Raw genomic sequence first — 14831 nt, 5'->3', positions numbered from 1 at the left:
AGGGCTGCCGCCGCGGTATCGGATGCGACGACGTCGAGCACCGGATGCAGGCCACGACGCCGTGCCTCCTCCACTGCCTGGCCGATCAGCAGTGCACCGATCCGATGCCCGCCCTTGACTCCCTGACGCGGCACATCGAGCCTTGACGAGGCGGTGGTCCACCGGACCCCATCGGCCGTCATGAACGCTCGATATCCGTGCGGAAGTGAGGAGTTGGGGGCGTGATCCTCACTGTCGACGAGCTGACACGTGCCGCGCGGGCGATGGTGGTGGCCCGTCCTGGGGTGGTGCGGCTGAGGAGCGCCGGGGAGTCGCGGGCCGGGCGGCCGCTCTGGCTGCTGTCGATCGGGCGGGGTGAGCGGCAGGTGCTCACCGTGGCCGGGGCGCATGCCAATGAGCCCGTCGGCGGTGTGTCCGGGCTCGCCCTGGCCGAGGAGTTCGTACGGGACCCGGGTGTCCTCGAAGTGTGGGGCTGCACCTGGCACTTCCTGTTGTGCCTGGATCCGGACGGTGCCGCCCTCGCCGAGCGCCGGTTCGCCGAGCGGCCCACGCTGGAGGAGTACTACCGGGGCTTCTACCGGCCCGCCTTCGCCGGACAGCCGGAGTTCCCGCCGGTCGAGGCCGATCCGCGTCCGCCCCTGCCGGAGTCCCGTGCGCTCACCCGGCTCCTCGACGAGCTGAGTCCCGTCGTGCAGTTCTCCCTCCACGGCGTCGAAGCAGGCGGATCGTTCCTGCAACTCACCCGTCCCGTGCCCGGCGCGCCGCACGCCTTTCGTGCGGTGGCAGCGGAGCTCGAAATCCCCCTGGAATACCGGCCGTTCGATGGAATGGGCTGGTTCGTCGACAGCCCCGGCGTGCTCGTACGACCCGACGGCAGCCCGGCCGACGAACGCGACCCGTCCGGCTACACCTCCCGCTCCACCTGGACGTACCCGTTGCGGCACGGCACCGTGTCGGCCGTCGTCGAGGCGCCCCTGTGGAGCGTGGCGGCCGTGAGCGACCCGAGCCGCCTCGCCGATCCCGGACGGGAGATCGACCGTGCCTCGGAGATCCTGCTCAGCCGTTCCAAGCAACTGGAGGAAGTACTCGGCCCGTTGGCCGACCGGCCGCCCCGTGACCCCGCCCGGCTGCCGTTCTACACGGCCGCCCGCGAACTCATGGACATCGGCCCCGGCGTGGTCGATACCTGGACCACGCACGACGCTCGCGGCCTGGGCGATGCCGAACTCGCCACCACCGTCGGCAACTCCGTCTCCCTCGGCATCGCGGCCCGCCGCATCCCGCTGCGCGCGGCGGCGATGATGCGCGGCGCCTTCGGTGATGCGACGACGGGTGTTTCGGGCACGCCGGACAGTACGCCCGCCCTCGATGCCCTGGTGAGCGACTGGAGCCGCGAGCTGGGCGCCACCTTCGACGCCCGCTGGGTGCCGGTCCACCGGCAGACCGCGCTGCACACCCGCACGATGCACAGGCTGGCCCAGCAGCTCCTGGGCACGTGAAAGGACCCGCGTGGATACGTGAAAGGGGCGCCCGGTACGACACCGGGCGCCCCCACTCGCGTACGGAGTAGTTCCGTACTGGTACGGATCTACTCCTGCTCGGAAGCCGCGTCCGCAGCCTGCGCCTTCAGCGCGCGTTCCACGCCCGAGCGGGACTCCGAGACCAGCCGGCGCAGCGCCGCGCTGGGCTCGGCCGAGGTGAGCCATGCGTCCGTGCGGTCCAGGGTGTCCTGGGAGACCTGTACGGACGGGTAGAGGCCGACCGCGACCTGCTGGGCCATCTCGTGGGAGCGGGAGTCCCAGACGTCCTTGACCGCCGCGAAGAACTTCTCCGTGTACGGGGCGAGCAGTTCGCGCTGGCCGGTCTGGACGAAGCCGCTGATCACCGCTTCCTGCACGGCGTTCGGCAGCTTGTCGGACTCGACGACCGAGGCCCAGGCCTCCGCCTTCGCCTCCTCGGTGGGACGGGCGGCCCGCGCGGTCGCCGCGTGGCGCTCACCGGCGGCCGTCTTGTCCCGCTCGTACTCGGCGGTGATCTCCGCCGCTTCGAACCGGCCCGCAGCCGCGAGCCGCTGCACGAACGACCAGCGCAGCTCGGTGTCCACGGCCAGCCCTTCGATGGTCTCGCCGCCGCTGAGCAGCCCCTCCAGGAGGTCCAGCTGCTCCGCCGTACGGGCCGTCGCCGCGAAGGCGCGCGCCCAGGCCAGCTGGTGGTCGCTGCCGGGCTCGGCCGCGCGCAGGTGCTCGAGCGCGGCCACGGTCCAGCGGGTCAGGCCGGTCTCCCGCCAGGCCGGGTCCGCGTACAGCTCGATCGCCAGCTTCACCTGGCGGTGCAGCGACTGTACGACACCGATGTCGGACTCCTTGCCGATGCCCGACAGGACCAGGGAGACGTAGTCGCGCGTGGCGAGCTCCGCGTCGCGCGTCATGTCCCAGGACGAGGCCCAGCACAGGGCGCGGGGGAGGGACGCCTCGAAGTCGCCCAGGTGCTGCGTGACGAAGGCCAGCGACTGCTCGTCGAGGCGGACCTTCGCGTACGAGAGGTCGTCGTCGTTGAGGAGTACGACGTCGGGGCGGCGCTTGCCCACCAGCTGCGGTACGGCGGTCAGTTCACCGTCCACGTCGAGCTCAACGCGCTCGTCGCGCAGCAGCTTGCCGTTGTCGTCGTCCAGGTCGTAGAGGCCCACCGCGATGCGGTGCGGGCGCAGGGTCGGCTCGCCCTTCGCGCCGGCGGGCAGTGCCGGGGCCTCCTGGCGGATCGCGAAGGACGTGATCACGCCGGCGGCGTCCGTCTCGATCTCCGGGCGCAGGATGTTGATGCCCGCCGTCTCCAGCCACTTCTGCGACCAGGTCTTCAGGTCGCGGCCGGAGGTCTCCTCCAGGGCGCCGAGCAGGTCGGACAGGCGCGTGTTGCCGTACGCGTGGCGCTTGAAGTACGCCTGCACCCCCCGGAAGAACTCGTCCTCGCCCACGTACGCCACGAGCTGCTTCAGCACGCTGGCGCCCTTGGCGTAGGTGATCCCGTCGAAGTTGACGAGCACGTCGTCCAGGTCGCGGATCTCCGCCATGATCGGGTGCGTGGAGGGGAGCTGGTCCTGACGGTAGGCCCAGGTCTTCATCTGGTTGGCGAACGTCGTCCAGGAGTGCGGCCAGCGCGACTGCGGGGCGTAGGCCTGGCAGGCTGACTCGGCGTAGGTGGCGAACGACTCGTTCAGCCACAGGTCGTTCCACCACTCCATGGTGACCAGGTCGCCGAACCACATATGGGCCAGCTCGTGCAGGATCGTGGAGGCGCGCATCTCGTAGGCGGCGTCGGTCACCTTCGAGCGGAACACGTACTGGTCGCGGATCGTCACCGCGCCCGCGTTCTCCATCGCGCCCGCGTTGAACTCCGGCACGAACAGCTGGTCGTACTTCTTGAACGGGTACGCGTAGTCGAACTTCTCCTGGAACCACTCGAAGCCCTGCCGCGTCACCTCGAAGATCGCGTCCGAGTCGAGGTACTCGGCGAGGGAGGGCCGGCAGTAGATGCCGAGCGGGACGGACTGCCCGTCCTTCTCGTAGACGCTGTGGACGCTGTGGTACGGGCCGACGATGAGCGCCGTGATGTACGTGGACATCCTCGGCGTCGGCTCGAAGACCCAGGTGTCGTCCTTGGGCTCGGGCGTCGGCGAGTTGGAGATGACGGTCCAGCCGGTGGGGGCCTTCACGGTGAACTGGAAGGTGGCCTTCAGGTCGGGCTGCTCGAAGGACGCGAACACGCGGCGGGCGTCCGGGACCTCGAACTGGGTGTAGAGGTAGGCCTGTTGGTCGACGGGGTCGACGAACCGGTGCAGTCCCTCCCCGGTGTTGGTGTACGCGCAGTCGGCGACGACCCGCAGGATGTTGCGGCCCTCGAGCAGGCCCGGCAGGGCGATCCGGGAGTCCTTGAACACCTCGTCGGGGTCCAGCGGGTCCCCGTTGAGGGTCACCTCGTGGACGGCCGGAGCCACCAGGTCGATGAAGGACTCCGCACCGTTCTCCTCGACGTCGAAGCGCACCGTCGTCACGGACCGGTAGGTGCCTCCCTCCTGCGCGCCGGAGAGGTCGAGATCGATCTCGTACGAGTCAACGGTGAGCAGCTTCGCCCGCTGCTGCGCCTCTTCACGGGTCAGGTTTGTGCCAGGCACGCGGTCATCTCCTCGGTACACCTGAGTATGTGTGGGTTCGGCCATCCTTCCACGGGAGCTGCACGTAAGGCGATGTCGGATTCCCGCCGGAGCCCTGGCCGGGCGGGGTGCAGTCTGTCGTGCATGACCAGCCATCACGCACGCCCCATCGAACCGGCCGCCCTGAAGGAACTCCGCTCCACGGACGACGCGGGCCGCCCGCCGTCCCCCTACGCGGACCCCGAGGGCGGAGCCCCCGTCCGCTGCTGCCTCCGCCGCAGCGAGCCCGGCGAGCGGATCGCCCTTGTCTCGTACGCGCCGCTGCGCCGCTGGGCGGCGGAGACGGGTGCGGATCCGGGGGCGTACGACGAACAGGGGCCGGTCTTCATCCACGCGGAGGAGTGCGGGGGGCCGGAGCCGGACGGCTACCCGTTTACGGGCGCCCACCGTGTCCTGAGGCGCTACTCGGCGGAGGGCCGCATTCTCGGCGGCCGGCTCGTGGGGCCGGCGGAGAGCTTCGACGAGGCCTTCGCGGAAGCGTTCACGGACCCGGCGGTGGTGCTCGTCCACATCAGGGCGGTGGAGTACGGCTGCTTCCTCTATGAGGTGCGCCGGGACTGAATGCGCAGCGGGTTCCGTCGCCTTTCCACGCCGCGGCGCGTTCACCCGATAGTGCGTTCTTGCGGTTACCGTGGATCAGCGGGACGCCGCCGCCCCTACGCTCCGGCCTGGAGGGAGGCGCCGCGATGACACTGATGCATCACGAGACAGCCGAGGACACCGTGCGAGGCGAGACCGGACACGAACTGCTGCGCTTTCTGGAAACGCTCCCTGAGCTCGACCAGCTCAAGATCGAGCTCATCGACGGAAAAATCGTCATGCAGGCATCCGCAGCGCCGTTCCACAACCGCATCGTGGCCAAGCTGACCACACAGCTCGATGAGAAGGGCTGGGAGGTCCTGGCCGAGCAGGCGCTGATCTCCGACATCTCCAGCTTCGAGCCGAAGGCCGACCTGACCGTCACGACCTTCGAGAAGATCGCGGACAACCGGAACCCGCTGCCCGCCGACCGTGCCGAGTTGGTCGTCGAGGTGGTCTCGACGGACAAGGACAGCGATTACATCAAGAAGCGCATGTGGTACGCGATGAGCGAGATCCCGCTCTACCTGCTCGTCGATCCGAATGACGGCACCATGGAGCTGTGCTCCGATCCGGATCCGCACAAGCTCCGCTACCGCACATCGGACCCGTTCAGCTTCGGCGACTCCATCGAGCTCCCGGATCCGTTCGGCTTCAGCCTGGACACCAGGCAGTTCAAGATCTATCCGCCGAAGCCGCCGCGATGAGTGGTTCGGCAAAGCCGGACGGCGGCGGAGTGAACAGGGGGCGATCCTGGCGCGAGGTACGTGCCGAGGCGTTCGAGCGCCATCCGGAGCTGGATTCCGCCCAGGCTCGGCTTGACCGCGCCAGGATGTGGGCCGAGAGCTTGGCTCGCATTCGGGATTACGTGGTGAGCCAGCGCGAGGAATGAGGAACGGGGCGGTCACCGTTGGGTGACCGCCCCGTTCTCGTACCGACAGGCGTCAGCCGCTCAGTTCCGCCGCCACCAGCTCAGCGATCTGCACAGCGTTCAGCGCCGCGCCCTTGCGGAGGTTGTCGCTCGAAACGAACAGGGCCAGGCCGTTCTCCACCGTCTCGTCCGTGCGGATGCGGCCTACGTAGGACGGGTCCTGGCCGGCGGCCTGGAGAGGGGTCGGGATGTCGGACAGGGCGACGCCCGGGGCGCCTGCCAGCAGTTCCGTCGCGCGCTCCGCCGACAGCGGGCGCGTGAAGCGGGCGTTTACCTGGAGGGAGTGGCCGGAGAAGACCGGGACGCGGACACACGTGCCGGAGACCTTCAGCGCCGGGATCTCGAGGATCTTGCGGGACTCGTTGCGGAGCTTCTGCTCCTCGTCCGTCTCGTTCAGGCCGTCGTCGACGATCGAGCCCGCCAGGGGGAGCACGTTGAAGGCGATGGGGCGCTCGTAGACCTGCGGCTCGGGGAAGTCCACCGCCGAACCGTCATGCGTCAGCTTGTCCGCGTCAGCGATCACCTTCTGCGCCTGGCCGTGCAGCTCGGCCACGCCCGAGAGGCCGGAGCCCGACACCGCCTGGTACGTCGCGACGACCAGCGCCTCAAGCCCCGCCTCCTCGTGCAACGGCTTCAGCACCGGCATCGCGGCCATGGTCGTGCAGTTCGGGTTCGCGATGATCCCCTTGGGGCGGTTCACGATCGCGTGCGGGTTCACCTCGGACACCACCAGGGGTACGTCCGGGTCCTTGCGCCAGGCGGAGGAGTTGTCGATCACGACCGGGCCCTGCGAGGCGACCTTCTCGGCCAGCGCCCGCGAGGTCGCGCCGCCCGCCGAGAAGAGCACGATGTCCAGGCCGGAGTAGTCCGCCGTGGAAGCGTCTTCCACCGTCACACCGTCGAGTACCGACCCGGCCGAGCGGGCCGAGGCGAACAGGCGCAGCTCCGAGACCGGGAAGTCCCGCTCCACCAGGATCCTGCGCATGACCGTGCCGACCTGACCGGTGGCTCCGACGATTCCTACCTTCACGGCGACTCCCTCTACCTGTGCGTGGCTGCGCGAAATGGGCGGCATTCCATCATGCGTCCCACCCCGGCCCGGCTGTCCAATCCTTTGTGCTCCTGCCCGAGGAGTGGGACGGTGTGCGCCCGCACGACGTGACGTACGTCTCGGTCGAACGTTTTGGCCCGCACCGGCGTCGTAGAGGCAGGGCGAGGGGAGGGGTGGCTGTGCTGCGCAGAAAAAGCCGCCGCGGCCAGGGGAGCGGCAGCCAGAGGAGCCACGCTCCGGCGGACGATCCGCTGGACGCGGCCCAGGAACGCCGGGTGCGTGCGGTGCTCGCGCTCGGCGGCGTACCGCAGTCGGACCTGCCGGACGGGGTGCAGCAGGTCCGGCTGCGGCTCCTGGAGCGGGCCGCGAGCGGGGCCGAGGCACCGCGCGACGTGTCCGCGTGGGCGGCGGTCGTGGCGTCGAACCTGGCGATGGACTGGCACCGGGCCAGGCGCCGCCAGGAACGCGTCGGGGAACGCCTCGCCGCACTGCGCCACCTGGAGCCCGTCGACGTCTCGGGCGACGACACGAAGGTGCTCTCCCTCGCCGTCGCCCAGGGCCTGGACGAGCTGCCCGACGCCCAGCGGCAGATCCTCGTCCTGCGCTTCTACGCCGATCTGCCGGTCCGCGGCATCGCCGAGGAGCTCGGCATCCCGGAGGGCACGGTCAAGAGCAGGCTGCACACGGCGGTCCGCGCGCTGCGCGCCCGCCTGCACGAGGACGAGGTGGTGTGACGTGGCCGGATACGAGGCCGAAGGCGATGCGCGAACCGACGCACTGCTGGCCGCGATCACCGATGAACCGCTGTCCCAAGAGGCCCTGGACGACCCGGAGTTCATGGCGGAACACCGGTCGGCGGTGGCTGACGTGGCGGCGCTGCGCGAGCAGCTGATGGTCATGGGGGAGGCGCTGGCCGCGGAGAGCGAGCGGTCCCCGGCGGATACCGTGCCGGTCACGACGCCGAAGCCCGCCAAGCCCGCGCGATCATGGCAGCCCCGGCGCTACGCGGGCCTGGCCGTGGGCGCCCTCGTGATCGCCATGGGCACCACGCTGCTCGGCGGGCTCGTATGGCTCGGCGTACAGAACAGTGGCGGGGGTGACGCCGGCGTCAGCTCCGACTCCGCCGCCGGCAAGGCCGAAAGCAGCAGCGGCGAGGACACCGCCAGGAACGAGCAGGGCGAGAAGCCGTTCGCCCCCGAGCCGTACATCGCCTGCTCGAAGGTCCTCGTCCAAGGGACCGTACTGAGCGTCACGCGTCGTGACGACGGAGACGTACGGGTCGTACTGGAGGTGAAGCGCTACCTCCGGCCCGAGCGGACCGTGGCCGAACACCCGACCATCGCCGTCAACCTGTACGACAGTGCGCGCGCGGACCTGAAGGTGGGCGTCGACGCCCTGGTGCGGGTGCCGATCCACACGCAGGAACCGCAGGAGTGGAAGGTCGGCCCCGAGGCCGCCGACGCCCGCGATGAACTCGTCGACGCGCTGCCCGGGGCACACGGTCTGAAGTGCCCGCCGCCGGAGGAGTGACCGAGGGAGGTCAAAAGGGGCGGGCGCCCGGTACACACCGGACGCCCGCCCACAGTCGTACAGAAACCGCAGTCAGAGACCGCAGCCATACACCGAACTACTACGCCACTACTACGGCGTGACCTTCTCGATCACCACGCTGCCCGTGCCCGCGACCGTGCCGCGGGCGTTCACGAGCTGTGCCTGGCCGAAGAACTCGCGGCCCTCGGGCGCCGCGGCAGCCGCGGTGACCTTGCCGGAGAACGTCGCCGACTCGCCCGTGCCGAGCGACACCTGCTTGTCGTCGGCCTCGATCGTGCCGAGTGCGGCCGAGAAGAACACGTCACGGTAGTCGTACTCCGTGGAGCCGCCCGGGACCGCATAGCCCAGGACCTCCACGGTGTACTTGCCGGCGGCGGGCTTGGGGATCGAGACGGACTCCTCCGAGTCGCCGTCGGCCGAGCTGCCCACCTCGTTGCCCTCCGCGTCGTACACGTTCAGGTCGAGGTCGGCGTTCGCGACCGACACGTTGCCGATGGACACGTCCAGCGACTCGGCGCCCGCGGGCACCTCGACCGTGGTGGTCTGCTTGGCGCCCTCGGCGATGGCCGGCCGCTCGCTCTTCGAGGAGCCGAGCGGGCCGCCCGCGAGCTTGCCCTCGACCGGCTCGAGCTTGTTCGTCACCTTCCAGGAGACATCGGCCGGGGTGCCGACCTTGGCCTCGGGGATGGTCACGAGCTCCGGGTCGAAGCTCGCGCCCAGGACGGCGACGTCCAGCTTGTACGGGTTGTCGAGCAGCGGCGACGTACGGCGCGACTCGACCTCGATCTCCCAGACGCCCGGCTGCGGATCGGTGTACGAGCGCAGGTCGGGGCGGCAGGGCTTGCTGTCCGGGCTGGTGAAGTTGTTGTAGCAGTCGAGCGAGGACGACGACTCGATCTGCACGCCGTACGGGTGGATGGACAGGAACCGGGTCTGGCTCTTGTCCTTCAGCCCGCTCATCCGGACCTCGAGGGTCTTGGCGCCCTCGGGGACGGTCACGAAGTACGAGTCGTTGCTGTTGCGCTGCACCGAACCCGAGGCCGAGTAGTCGTACTTCAGCGGGGCCGAGACCACGACCGTCGACATGACCTGGTGGTCGATGCCCTCGGTGCGCGGGTCGTCGACCTCGAGGATCGCGCTCTTGATGCCGGCCGAGGACGGCTTCGCGGAGACCTTCACCGTCACCGGCTTGTTCAGCTCCAGCGACACCTCGTCGGAGCTCTCGATGCGGAACGTCTTGCCGCTGTTGTTCTCCAGGTGCAGCTCGTGCCGCAGCGCGCGGTCCGGGCCGGACGTACGCGTGATGGTGATGTCGTACGTCTTCTTCTGGCCGGACTTGAGCCCGCCCTCACGGTCGTAGAGGCCGGTGCCGAAGCCCGGGGTCTTGAGCGCCTCGTCGAGGGCGGTGTCGACCGGGGCCTTGACCGTGTACTCGTGCGCCGTGGCGCCCTTCTGGATCGACTTCCACGCGTCGACGATGTTGATCCGGCCCACGCCCTCGGTGTACGCCTGGACACCCTTGATGTGGTCGGCGGTCGACGTCAGCGCGGTGCGCAGTTTCGCGGGCGTCAGGTCGACGCCCTTCTGCTTCGCGGCGGACAGCAGCAGCGCCGAGGCGCCGGCGGCCTGCGGGGAGGACATCGAGGTGCCGTTGAGCATCTGGTAGCCGGGAGGCAGGGTGTAGCCCGCCTCGGGGGCTATGACGCCCGGCAGCCAGGTCTGCGCGGTGTTCACCGCGGCGCCGGGCGCGACCAGGGTCGGCGTGAAGCCGCCGTCCTCACGCGGGCCGCGCGAGGAGAAGGGGAACATGGCGTACTTCTTTTCCACGGCCGAACCGTAGTTGGACGCCCAGGTCTCCTTGGAGACGGCCGCACCGACCGAGATGACCTTGTTCGCGAGGCCGGGGTCGCCGATGGTGTTGGCGCCGGGTCCCGAGTTGCCCGCGGAGATCACCAGCTGGACGCCGTACTCGTCGATCAGACGCGTGTACAGCTCGGCGCGCGCGTTGTTGCCGTCGTTGAGCGCGGGCAGGCCGCCGATCGACATGTTGACGATGTCGACGCCGCGCTTCGTCACGAGGTCGATCATGCCCTCGGTGAGCGCGACGTTCGTGCAGCCGGCACCGAAGATGCAGGCACGCGAGGAGACGACCTTGGCGCCGGGCGCCGCGCCGTTCATCTTGCCGCCGAACATCTTGTGGGCGGCGGTGATGCCCGCGACGTGCGTGCCGTGCTCGGACTCGATGATGCCGATGTTGACGAAGTCGGCCTTCTTGCCGACCCAGTCCCCGCCCAGCGGGTCCATCGGGACGTCCTTGCGGATCTCCACGACGAACGGCTGGCGCTCGGCGACAGCGGTCGCCGGGTCGTCCTTGCCGAAGTAGCCGATCTGGAAACCGTCCTTGTACGGCTTCATGGCGGCGTCGTCGGAGAAGTCGTTGTTGTCGTTCAGGTCGACGCGCGCGGTTCCGGACGCGGCGTCGTACAGCACGCCCCAACTGTCCGTCTTGTCACCGTCGCGGTTGACGTCGCCGTTCGCGTCGCCGCCGGCGGTGGCGGACTCGCGGAAGCGGCTGACCTTGTACTCGCCCGCCGGGGCCTGCCAGGTCTCGCCGTCCCAGGTGAAGACCGGGCCAGAGACCGCGTTCACCATCGGGCGCCAGGTCGCGTCCCCGTCCACGAGCGGGTCGGTCGCGGTCACCCAGTCGACGATCTTGCGCTCGCCGGTGGTCGTCTTCTGCAGCGCCGGGTGGCCGAGGTCGACACCCGTGTCGAGCACACCGATGGTGACGCCGCGCCCGTCAGCCTTCGGGTTCTTCTTCACGAAGTCGACGGCGCCCGTCTCGAAGGACGGGTTGTACGGGTTCTCCGCCGGGGTGTTCTTGCCCGGGGCCGGGTAACTCTTCGCCGTGGCCTCGGCCTTGGCGCCCGAGATGCCCGGAGTCGGGTCCTCGAGGGCGATCTCGTGCCGCAGGTCGATGCCGTGCACGGAGCGGAGCTTCGCGGCGGCGTCGACGGCGGCCTCGGCCCTGGCCGTGGGCACGGTGGCGCGGACGTAGCCGAGTTTGTCGTAGGTGCGGCCAACGGAGCCGCCCTTGACCGCGTCCAGCTGGTCGGCGACCTTCTCGGTCTCACCGGGCGCGGTGGCGATCATCATCGTGACGTTCTTCTCGCCGTCGGCCTTGGCCTCGGCGAGCAGGTCGGCATCGGCCGAACCGAGCTTGTCCTCCGCGGACTTGAGGGCTGGGTCGGTGGTCGCACGGGCGGCCGGGTCGTCCGCGGAGAAGGCCATGGGTATCGGCCCTGCCGCGGAGAGGGCAGCTACCAGGCCTGCGGCCACTGCAATTCTGGCCACGTGTCTCGCGCCTCTGATCGGAGTGCGCTGAGGCTCGGGAGTGGGGGTCATCAGCATCCCTGTTAGGTAAAGGACGAGCATGAGTCCGGTATGTGAACCCGGATGACCGCTCAGCTTTACGTAAGAGATGCATGTTTGGGGAGAGTTGACAGGTACGCGAGAGTAAGTTGGCGTAATCCCGCCATGCGCCATGGAGTTGATAGGGCGTCATAAGGGTACGCGTCGCATTTGACTTGGTTGCGCACAGCTGGTCGGCCGCCGAATACTCACCGTCCCTCACTCTCGGCTCCGCTCGAGCGGGAGGTGCCCCCATCCCCTCTCTCCCGTAACGTCAGTACATGCACAAGGAGTTGAGGGTGGCGGCCTACGCCGTATGCGTGCGGGACGGGCGGGTGCTGCTCGCGCGCTTTGTGGCGGCGGACGGGAGCAAGCGGTGGACGCTGCCCGGTGGCGGAATGGATCACGGGGAGGATCCGTACGACACCGTGATCCGGGAGGCCGAGGAGGAGACCGGGTACGCGGTCGAGCCCGTCGCGCTGCTCGGCGTCGACTCCATCCGCCGCAGCTATCCGCGCCGGCTCGGCACGGCCGCCGACTTCCAGGGCCTGCGGATCGTCTATGAGGCCCGCGTCACCGGAGGCGAACTCCGCCACGAGACCGGCGGGTCAACGGATATGGCGGCCTGGCATCCTCCCCCACTGCCTGAAGGGCGTGGGGGGACCCCCAGACAAGGTGCCTGATCTGGAGCGGGTCGGGCTCGTCGATGTGGGGCTCGCGCTCTGGCGGGAGCGGCCGGCGGTAGGGCGTACGGCGGGGCTGCCGGTGTCCGAGAAATAGGTTCCGTACCCAGGAAAGTGAACACGGAGTGACCGCCTCCCCTCCGTTCGACGAGGGGCCGGTGGACGCGGAGGGTAACCAAGATCCACGTACGGTGATCGGCGTTGCCCGTTGCCGCTCAGTTAACGCGCAGGTCACTCCCGGTGCCAACGATCCATTGTGAGCGGGCAGTTCGCGTCAGCGAACCTCCCGCGACCACTGCTGACGCGTTCGCACTCAGGGAGACCGCGCCATGTCGCGCATACGCTCTGTCGCCACATCCGTTCGTGACCGCCGCGCCTTCCTGGCCGCCACCGGGGCGGTGTCACTCTCCGCGGGTATCGGCCTCGCGCTCCGCCCGGACCGCGGCGGGAGCACCGTCCCCGCCGCCGGCGAGGGGCAGGCCGTTGCCCTGTCGTCCCGGCAGGCACCCGCCGCGCCCCTCATGCCGTACACCCGCGGCACCTCACTCGCCTCGGTCGCGGCGCCGCTCAACTCCACCGGCTTCCGGCGGCTCGGTGACGGCCCCGCCTGGCAGCGCGTCGTCCGCGGCGACCTGGCCGCGCCCAAGGCGGGCCGCGGCGAACGCCGCACCGCGCTGGCCGCGTTCGTGCAGTTCACCGACCTGCACATCGTCGACGTACAGCATCCGCTGCGGTACGAGTACCTGCGCGCCCAGACCGCCAGCGCCTGGCGTCCGCAGGAGTCGCTGTCGGTGGCCGGCGCGGTCTCGCTCGTCGAGCGGGTCAACGCGCTGCGCGGCGCTCCGGTCACCGGTTCCCCGCTGCACTTCGTGATGACCACCGGCGACAACACCGACAACAACGCCAAGACGGAGCTGGACTGGTTCCTGAAGGCGATGAGCGGCGGCCGTATCACCCCCAACTCCGGTGACCCGAAGGGCTACGAGGGCGTCCAGAACAGCGGACTCAAGCTGTACTGGCAGCCCGACGCGGACGTCCGCGACGGCGACAAGCAACTCGGCTTCCCGAAGATCGACGGCTTCCTCGCCGCCGCCGTACGCGAACTGCGGAGCCCCGGCCTCAACCTGCCCTGGTACTCCACGGTGGGCAACCACGACTCCCTGCCCGGCGGCTGCTACGCGCCCGGCGACCCCTTCTTCGCCGAGTACGCCGTCGGCGGCAAGAAGCTGATGTCGCTGGACGAGACGATCGGCGCCGCCATCTGGAAGAACGTCAAGAAGGGCGGCGATCCCAAGGGCTCGGCCTTCAAGGACATGCTCAAGTCGCAGGCACGGAAGATGCGTTCGGTCACTCCGGACGAGGGGCGGGCGCCCTTCACGGCCGCCGAGTACCTCCAGGCGCACCTCGACCCGGCGCACACGGGTCCCGGCCCCATCGGGCACGGCTACTCGCAGGCCAACCTCGCCGCGAAGACCCAGTACTACACCTTCCGCATCGCGGAAGACCTGCTCGGCGTCAGCCTCGACAGCACCGACCCCGGCGGCCACTACGAGGGCTCGCTGGGCACGGCCCAACTGCGGTGGCTGGAGCGGACCTTGAAGGCGGCCGAGCAGAACAAGGAACACGTCATCGTCTTCAGCCACCACACCAGCAAGTCGATGCGCAACCTCCGCGAGGACCCCAACCACCCCGGCGAGCGCCGCCACGGCGGCGACGAGGTCCTCGCCCTCCTCGGCAGCTACCGCTCCACCCTGGCCTGGGTGAACGGCCACAGCCACAAGAACAACATCACCCCGCACCCCGCCCCCGGCAACCGTTCCTTCTGGGAGATCTCCACGGCCTCCCACATCGACTTCCCCCAACTGGCCCGCGTCATCGAGGTAGTCGACAACCACGACGGCACGATCTCCCTCTTCACCACCCTCATCGAATCCGCGGCCCCGCACCGCACGGATTTCGCCGACCTCACCCAGACGGGCCTCGCGGCCCTGTACCGCGAGTTGTCCTTCAACGCCCCGGGCTCCCGCTCGACCCTCTCGGGCGATCCGGGGGACCGGAACACGGAACTGGTCCTGAGCAAGGGGTAGTTCCGGGGAACCGGGAGAGCGGGGCGACGGGCTCAAAACCACACGAGCGGTATCTTCAACTACACGGCGGACGACGAGTTCCTCCGGAAGTGCTTCCTCAAGGACGTGTCGCACCGAGTGTGAGCAGGCGCGCCACCTCGGCCTCCCAGTCCGGCCCCCCTGCCAGGTCGAGGTGGAGCCGGTTCTTGAGCTCCGCCTTCGGCTTCGCAGTCGGCACGAACCGCAACTGCAGGCCGCCCGTCAGGCCCCGCGTCGCGTCCAGCCAGAAGCGGTCCATACGCGTGACATAGCGCGTCGATCACAATCCCGGTCAGCATCCTGCCCCCAAGCC

The 14831-nt window shown here is 69.5% G+C and carries 10 protein-coding genes and 2 pseudogenes; 7 read left to right on the top strand and 5 right to left on the bottom strand.

The genetic code is table 11. The annotated features are described in order from the left end of the window. Window positions 1-158, bottom strand: a pseudogene (locus tag G6048_RS48940) (GNAT family N-acetyltransferase); the annotation flags it as partial. A gap of 63 nt (window positions 159-221) precedes the next feature. On the opposite strand from G6048_RS48940, the gene G6048_RS40450 reads away from it, so the two are divergent. Continuing rightward, window positions 222-1499 (top strand): M14 family zinc carboxypeptidase, encoded by a 1278-nt coding sequence (locus G6048_RS40450; protein ID WP_328828397.1) that lies wholly within the window; start codon window positions 222-224, stop codon window positions 1497-1499. An 89-nt stretch (window positions 1500-1588) separates the two neighbouring features. Here G6048_RS40450 and pepN read toward each other — a convergent pair whose 3' ends face one another. Next, window positions 1589-4168 carry an aminopeptidase N gene (gene pepN, locus G6048_RS40445; RefSeq protein ID WP_165344593.1) on the bottom strand — a complete coding sequence of 860 codons (2580 nt, stop codon included), beginning with the start codon at window positions 4166-4168 and terminating at the stop codon, window positions 1589-1591. 123 nt (window positions 4169-4291) lie between these two features. On the opposite strand from pepN, the gene G6048_RS40440 reads away from it, so the two are divergent. Then, complete coding sequence (locus G6048_RS40440; RefSeq protein WP_165344592.1) at window positions 4292-4768, top strand: DUF1203 domain-containing protein; 477 nt, start codon at window positions 4292-4294, stop codon at window positions 4766-4768. Between the two features lie 125 nt (window positions 4769-4893). Beyond that, window positions 4894-5493 (top strand): Uma2 family endonuclease, encoded by a 600-nt coding sequence (locus G6048_RS40435; protein WP_165344591.1) that lies wholly within the window; start codon window positions 4894-4896, stop codon window positions 5491-5493. A 237-nt stretch (window positions 5494-5730) separates the two neighbouring features. Here the strand turns inward: G6048_RS40435 and G6048_RS40430 are convergent, their stop codons facing one another. Beyond that, the gene (locus G6048_RS40430; RefSeq protein ID WP_165344590.1) at window positions 5731-6747 is read right to left on the bottom strand and encodes an aspartate-semialdehyde dehydrogenase; all 1017 of its coding nucleotides are present in this window, start codon (window positions 6745-6747) and stop codon (window positions 5731-5733) included. A 194-nt stretch (window positions 6748-6941) separates the two neighbouring features. Between G6048_RS40430 and G6048_RS40425 the strand changes: the two genes are divergently transcribed. Next, window positions 6942-7502, top strand: coding sequence for a sigma-70 family RNA polymerase sigma factor (locus tag G6048_RS40425; RefSeq protein ID WP_328828395.1), 561 nt, complete (start codon window positions 6942-6944; stop codon window positions 7500-7502). 1 nt (window position 7503) lies between these two features. Further along, window positions 7504-8298, top strand: a complete 795-nt coding sequence (locus G6048_RS40420; protein WP_165344588.1) for a hypothetical protein — start codon at window positions 7504-7506, stop codon at window positions 8296-8298. Window positions 8299-8409: 111 nt separating this feature from the next. Here G6048_RS40420 and G6048_RS40415 read toward each other — a convergent pair whose 3' ends face one another. After that, window positions 8410-11730 carry a S8 family serine peptidase gene (locus tag G6048_RS40415; protein ID WP_165344587.1) on the bottom strand — a complete coding sequence of 1107 codons (3321 nt, stop codon included), beginning with the start codon at window positions 11728-11730 and terminating at the stop codon, window positions 8410-8412. Window positions 11731-12011: 281 nt separating this feature from the next. Between G6048_RS40415 and G6048_RS40410 the strand changes: the two are divergent. Together G6048_RS40410 and G6048_RS40405 are read left to right on the top strand one after the other, a co-directional pair. Beyond that, window positions 12012-12510: pseudogene (locus G6048_RS40410) on the top strand (NUDIX hydrolase). Window positions 12511-12742: 232 nt separating this feature from the next. After that, window positions 12743-14500, top strand: a complete 1758-nt coding sequence (locus G6048_RS40405) for a TIGR03767 family metallophosphoesterase (protein ID WP_165344586.1) — start codon at window positions 12743-12745, stop codon at window positions 14498-14500. Window positions 14501-14597: 97 nt separating this feature from the next. On the opposite strand, the gene G6048_RS40400 is transcribed toward G6048_RS40405, so the two are convergent. Further along, entirely contained in the window at window positions 14598-14777 is a 180-nt protein-coding gene (locus G6048_RS40400) for a VOC family protein (RefSeq protein ID WP_165344585.1), read from the bottom strand. Window positions 14778-14831: the final 54 nt, after the last annotated feature.

Source organism: Streptomyces ureilyticus (assembly GCF_011045025.1).
Taxonomy (GTDB): domain Bacteria; phylum Actinomycetota; class Actinomycetes; order Streptomycetales; family Streptomycetaceae; genus Streptomyces; species Streptomyces ureilyticus.
Note: the sequence above shows the minus strand (reverse complement) of the source record. Positions and strands in the feature narration are given on the sequence as shown.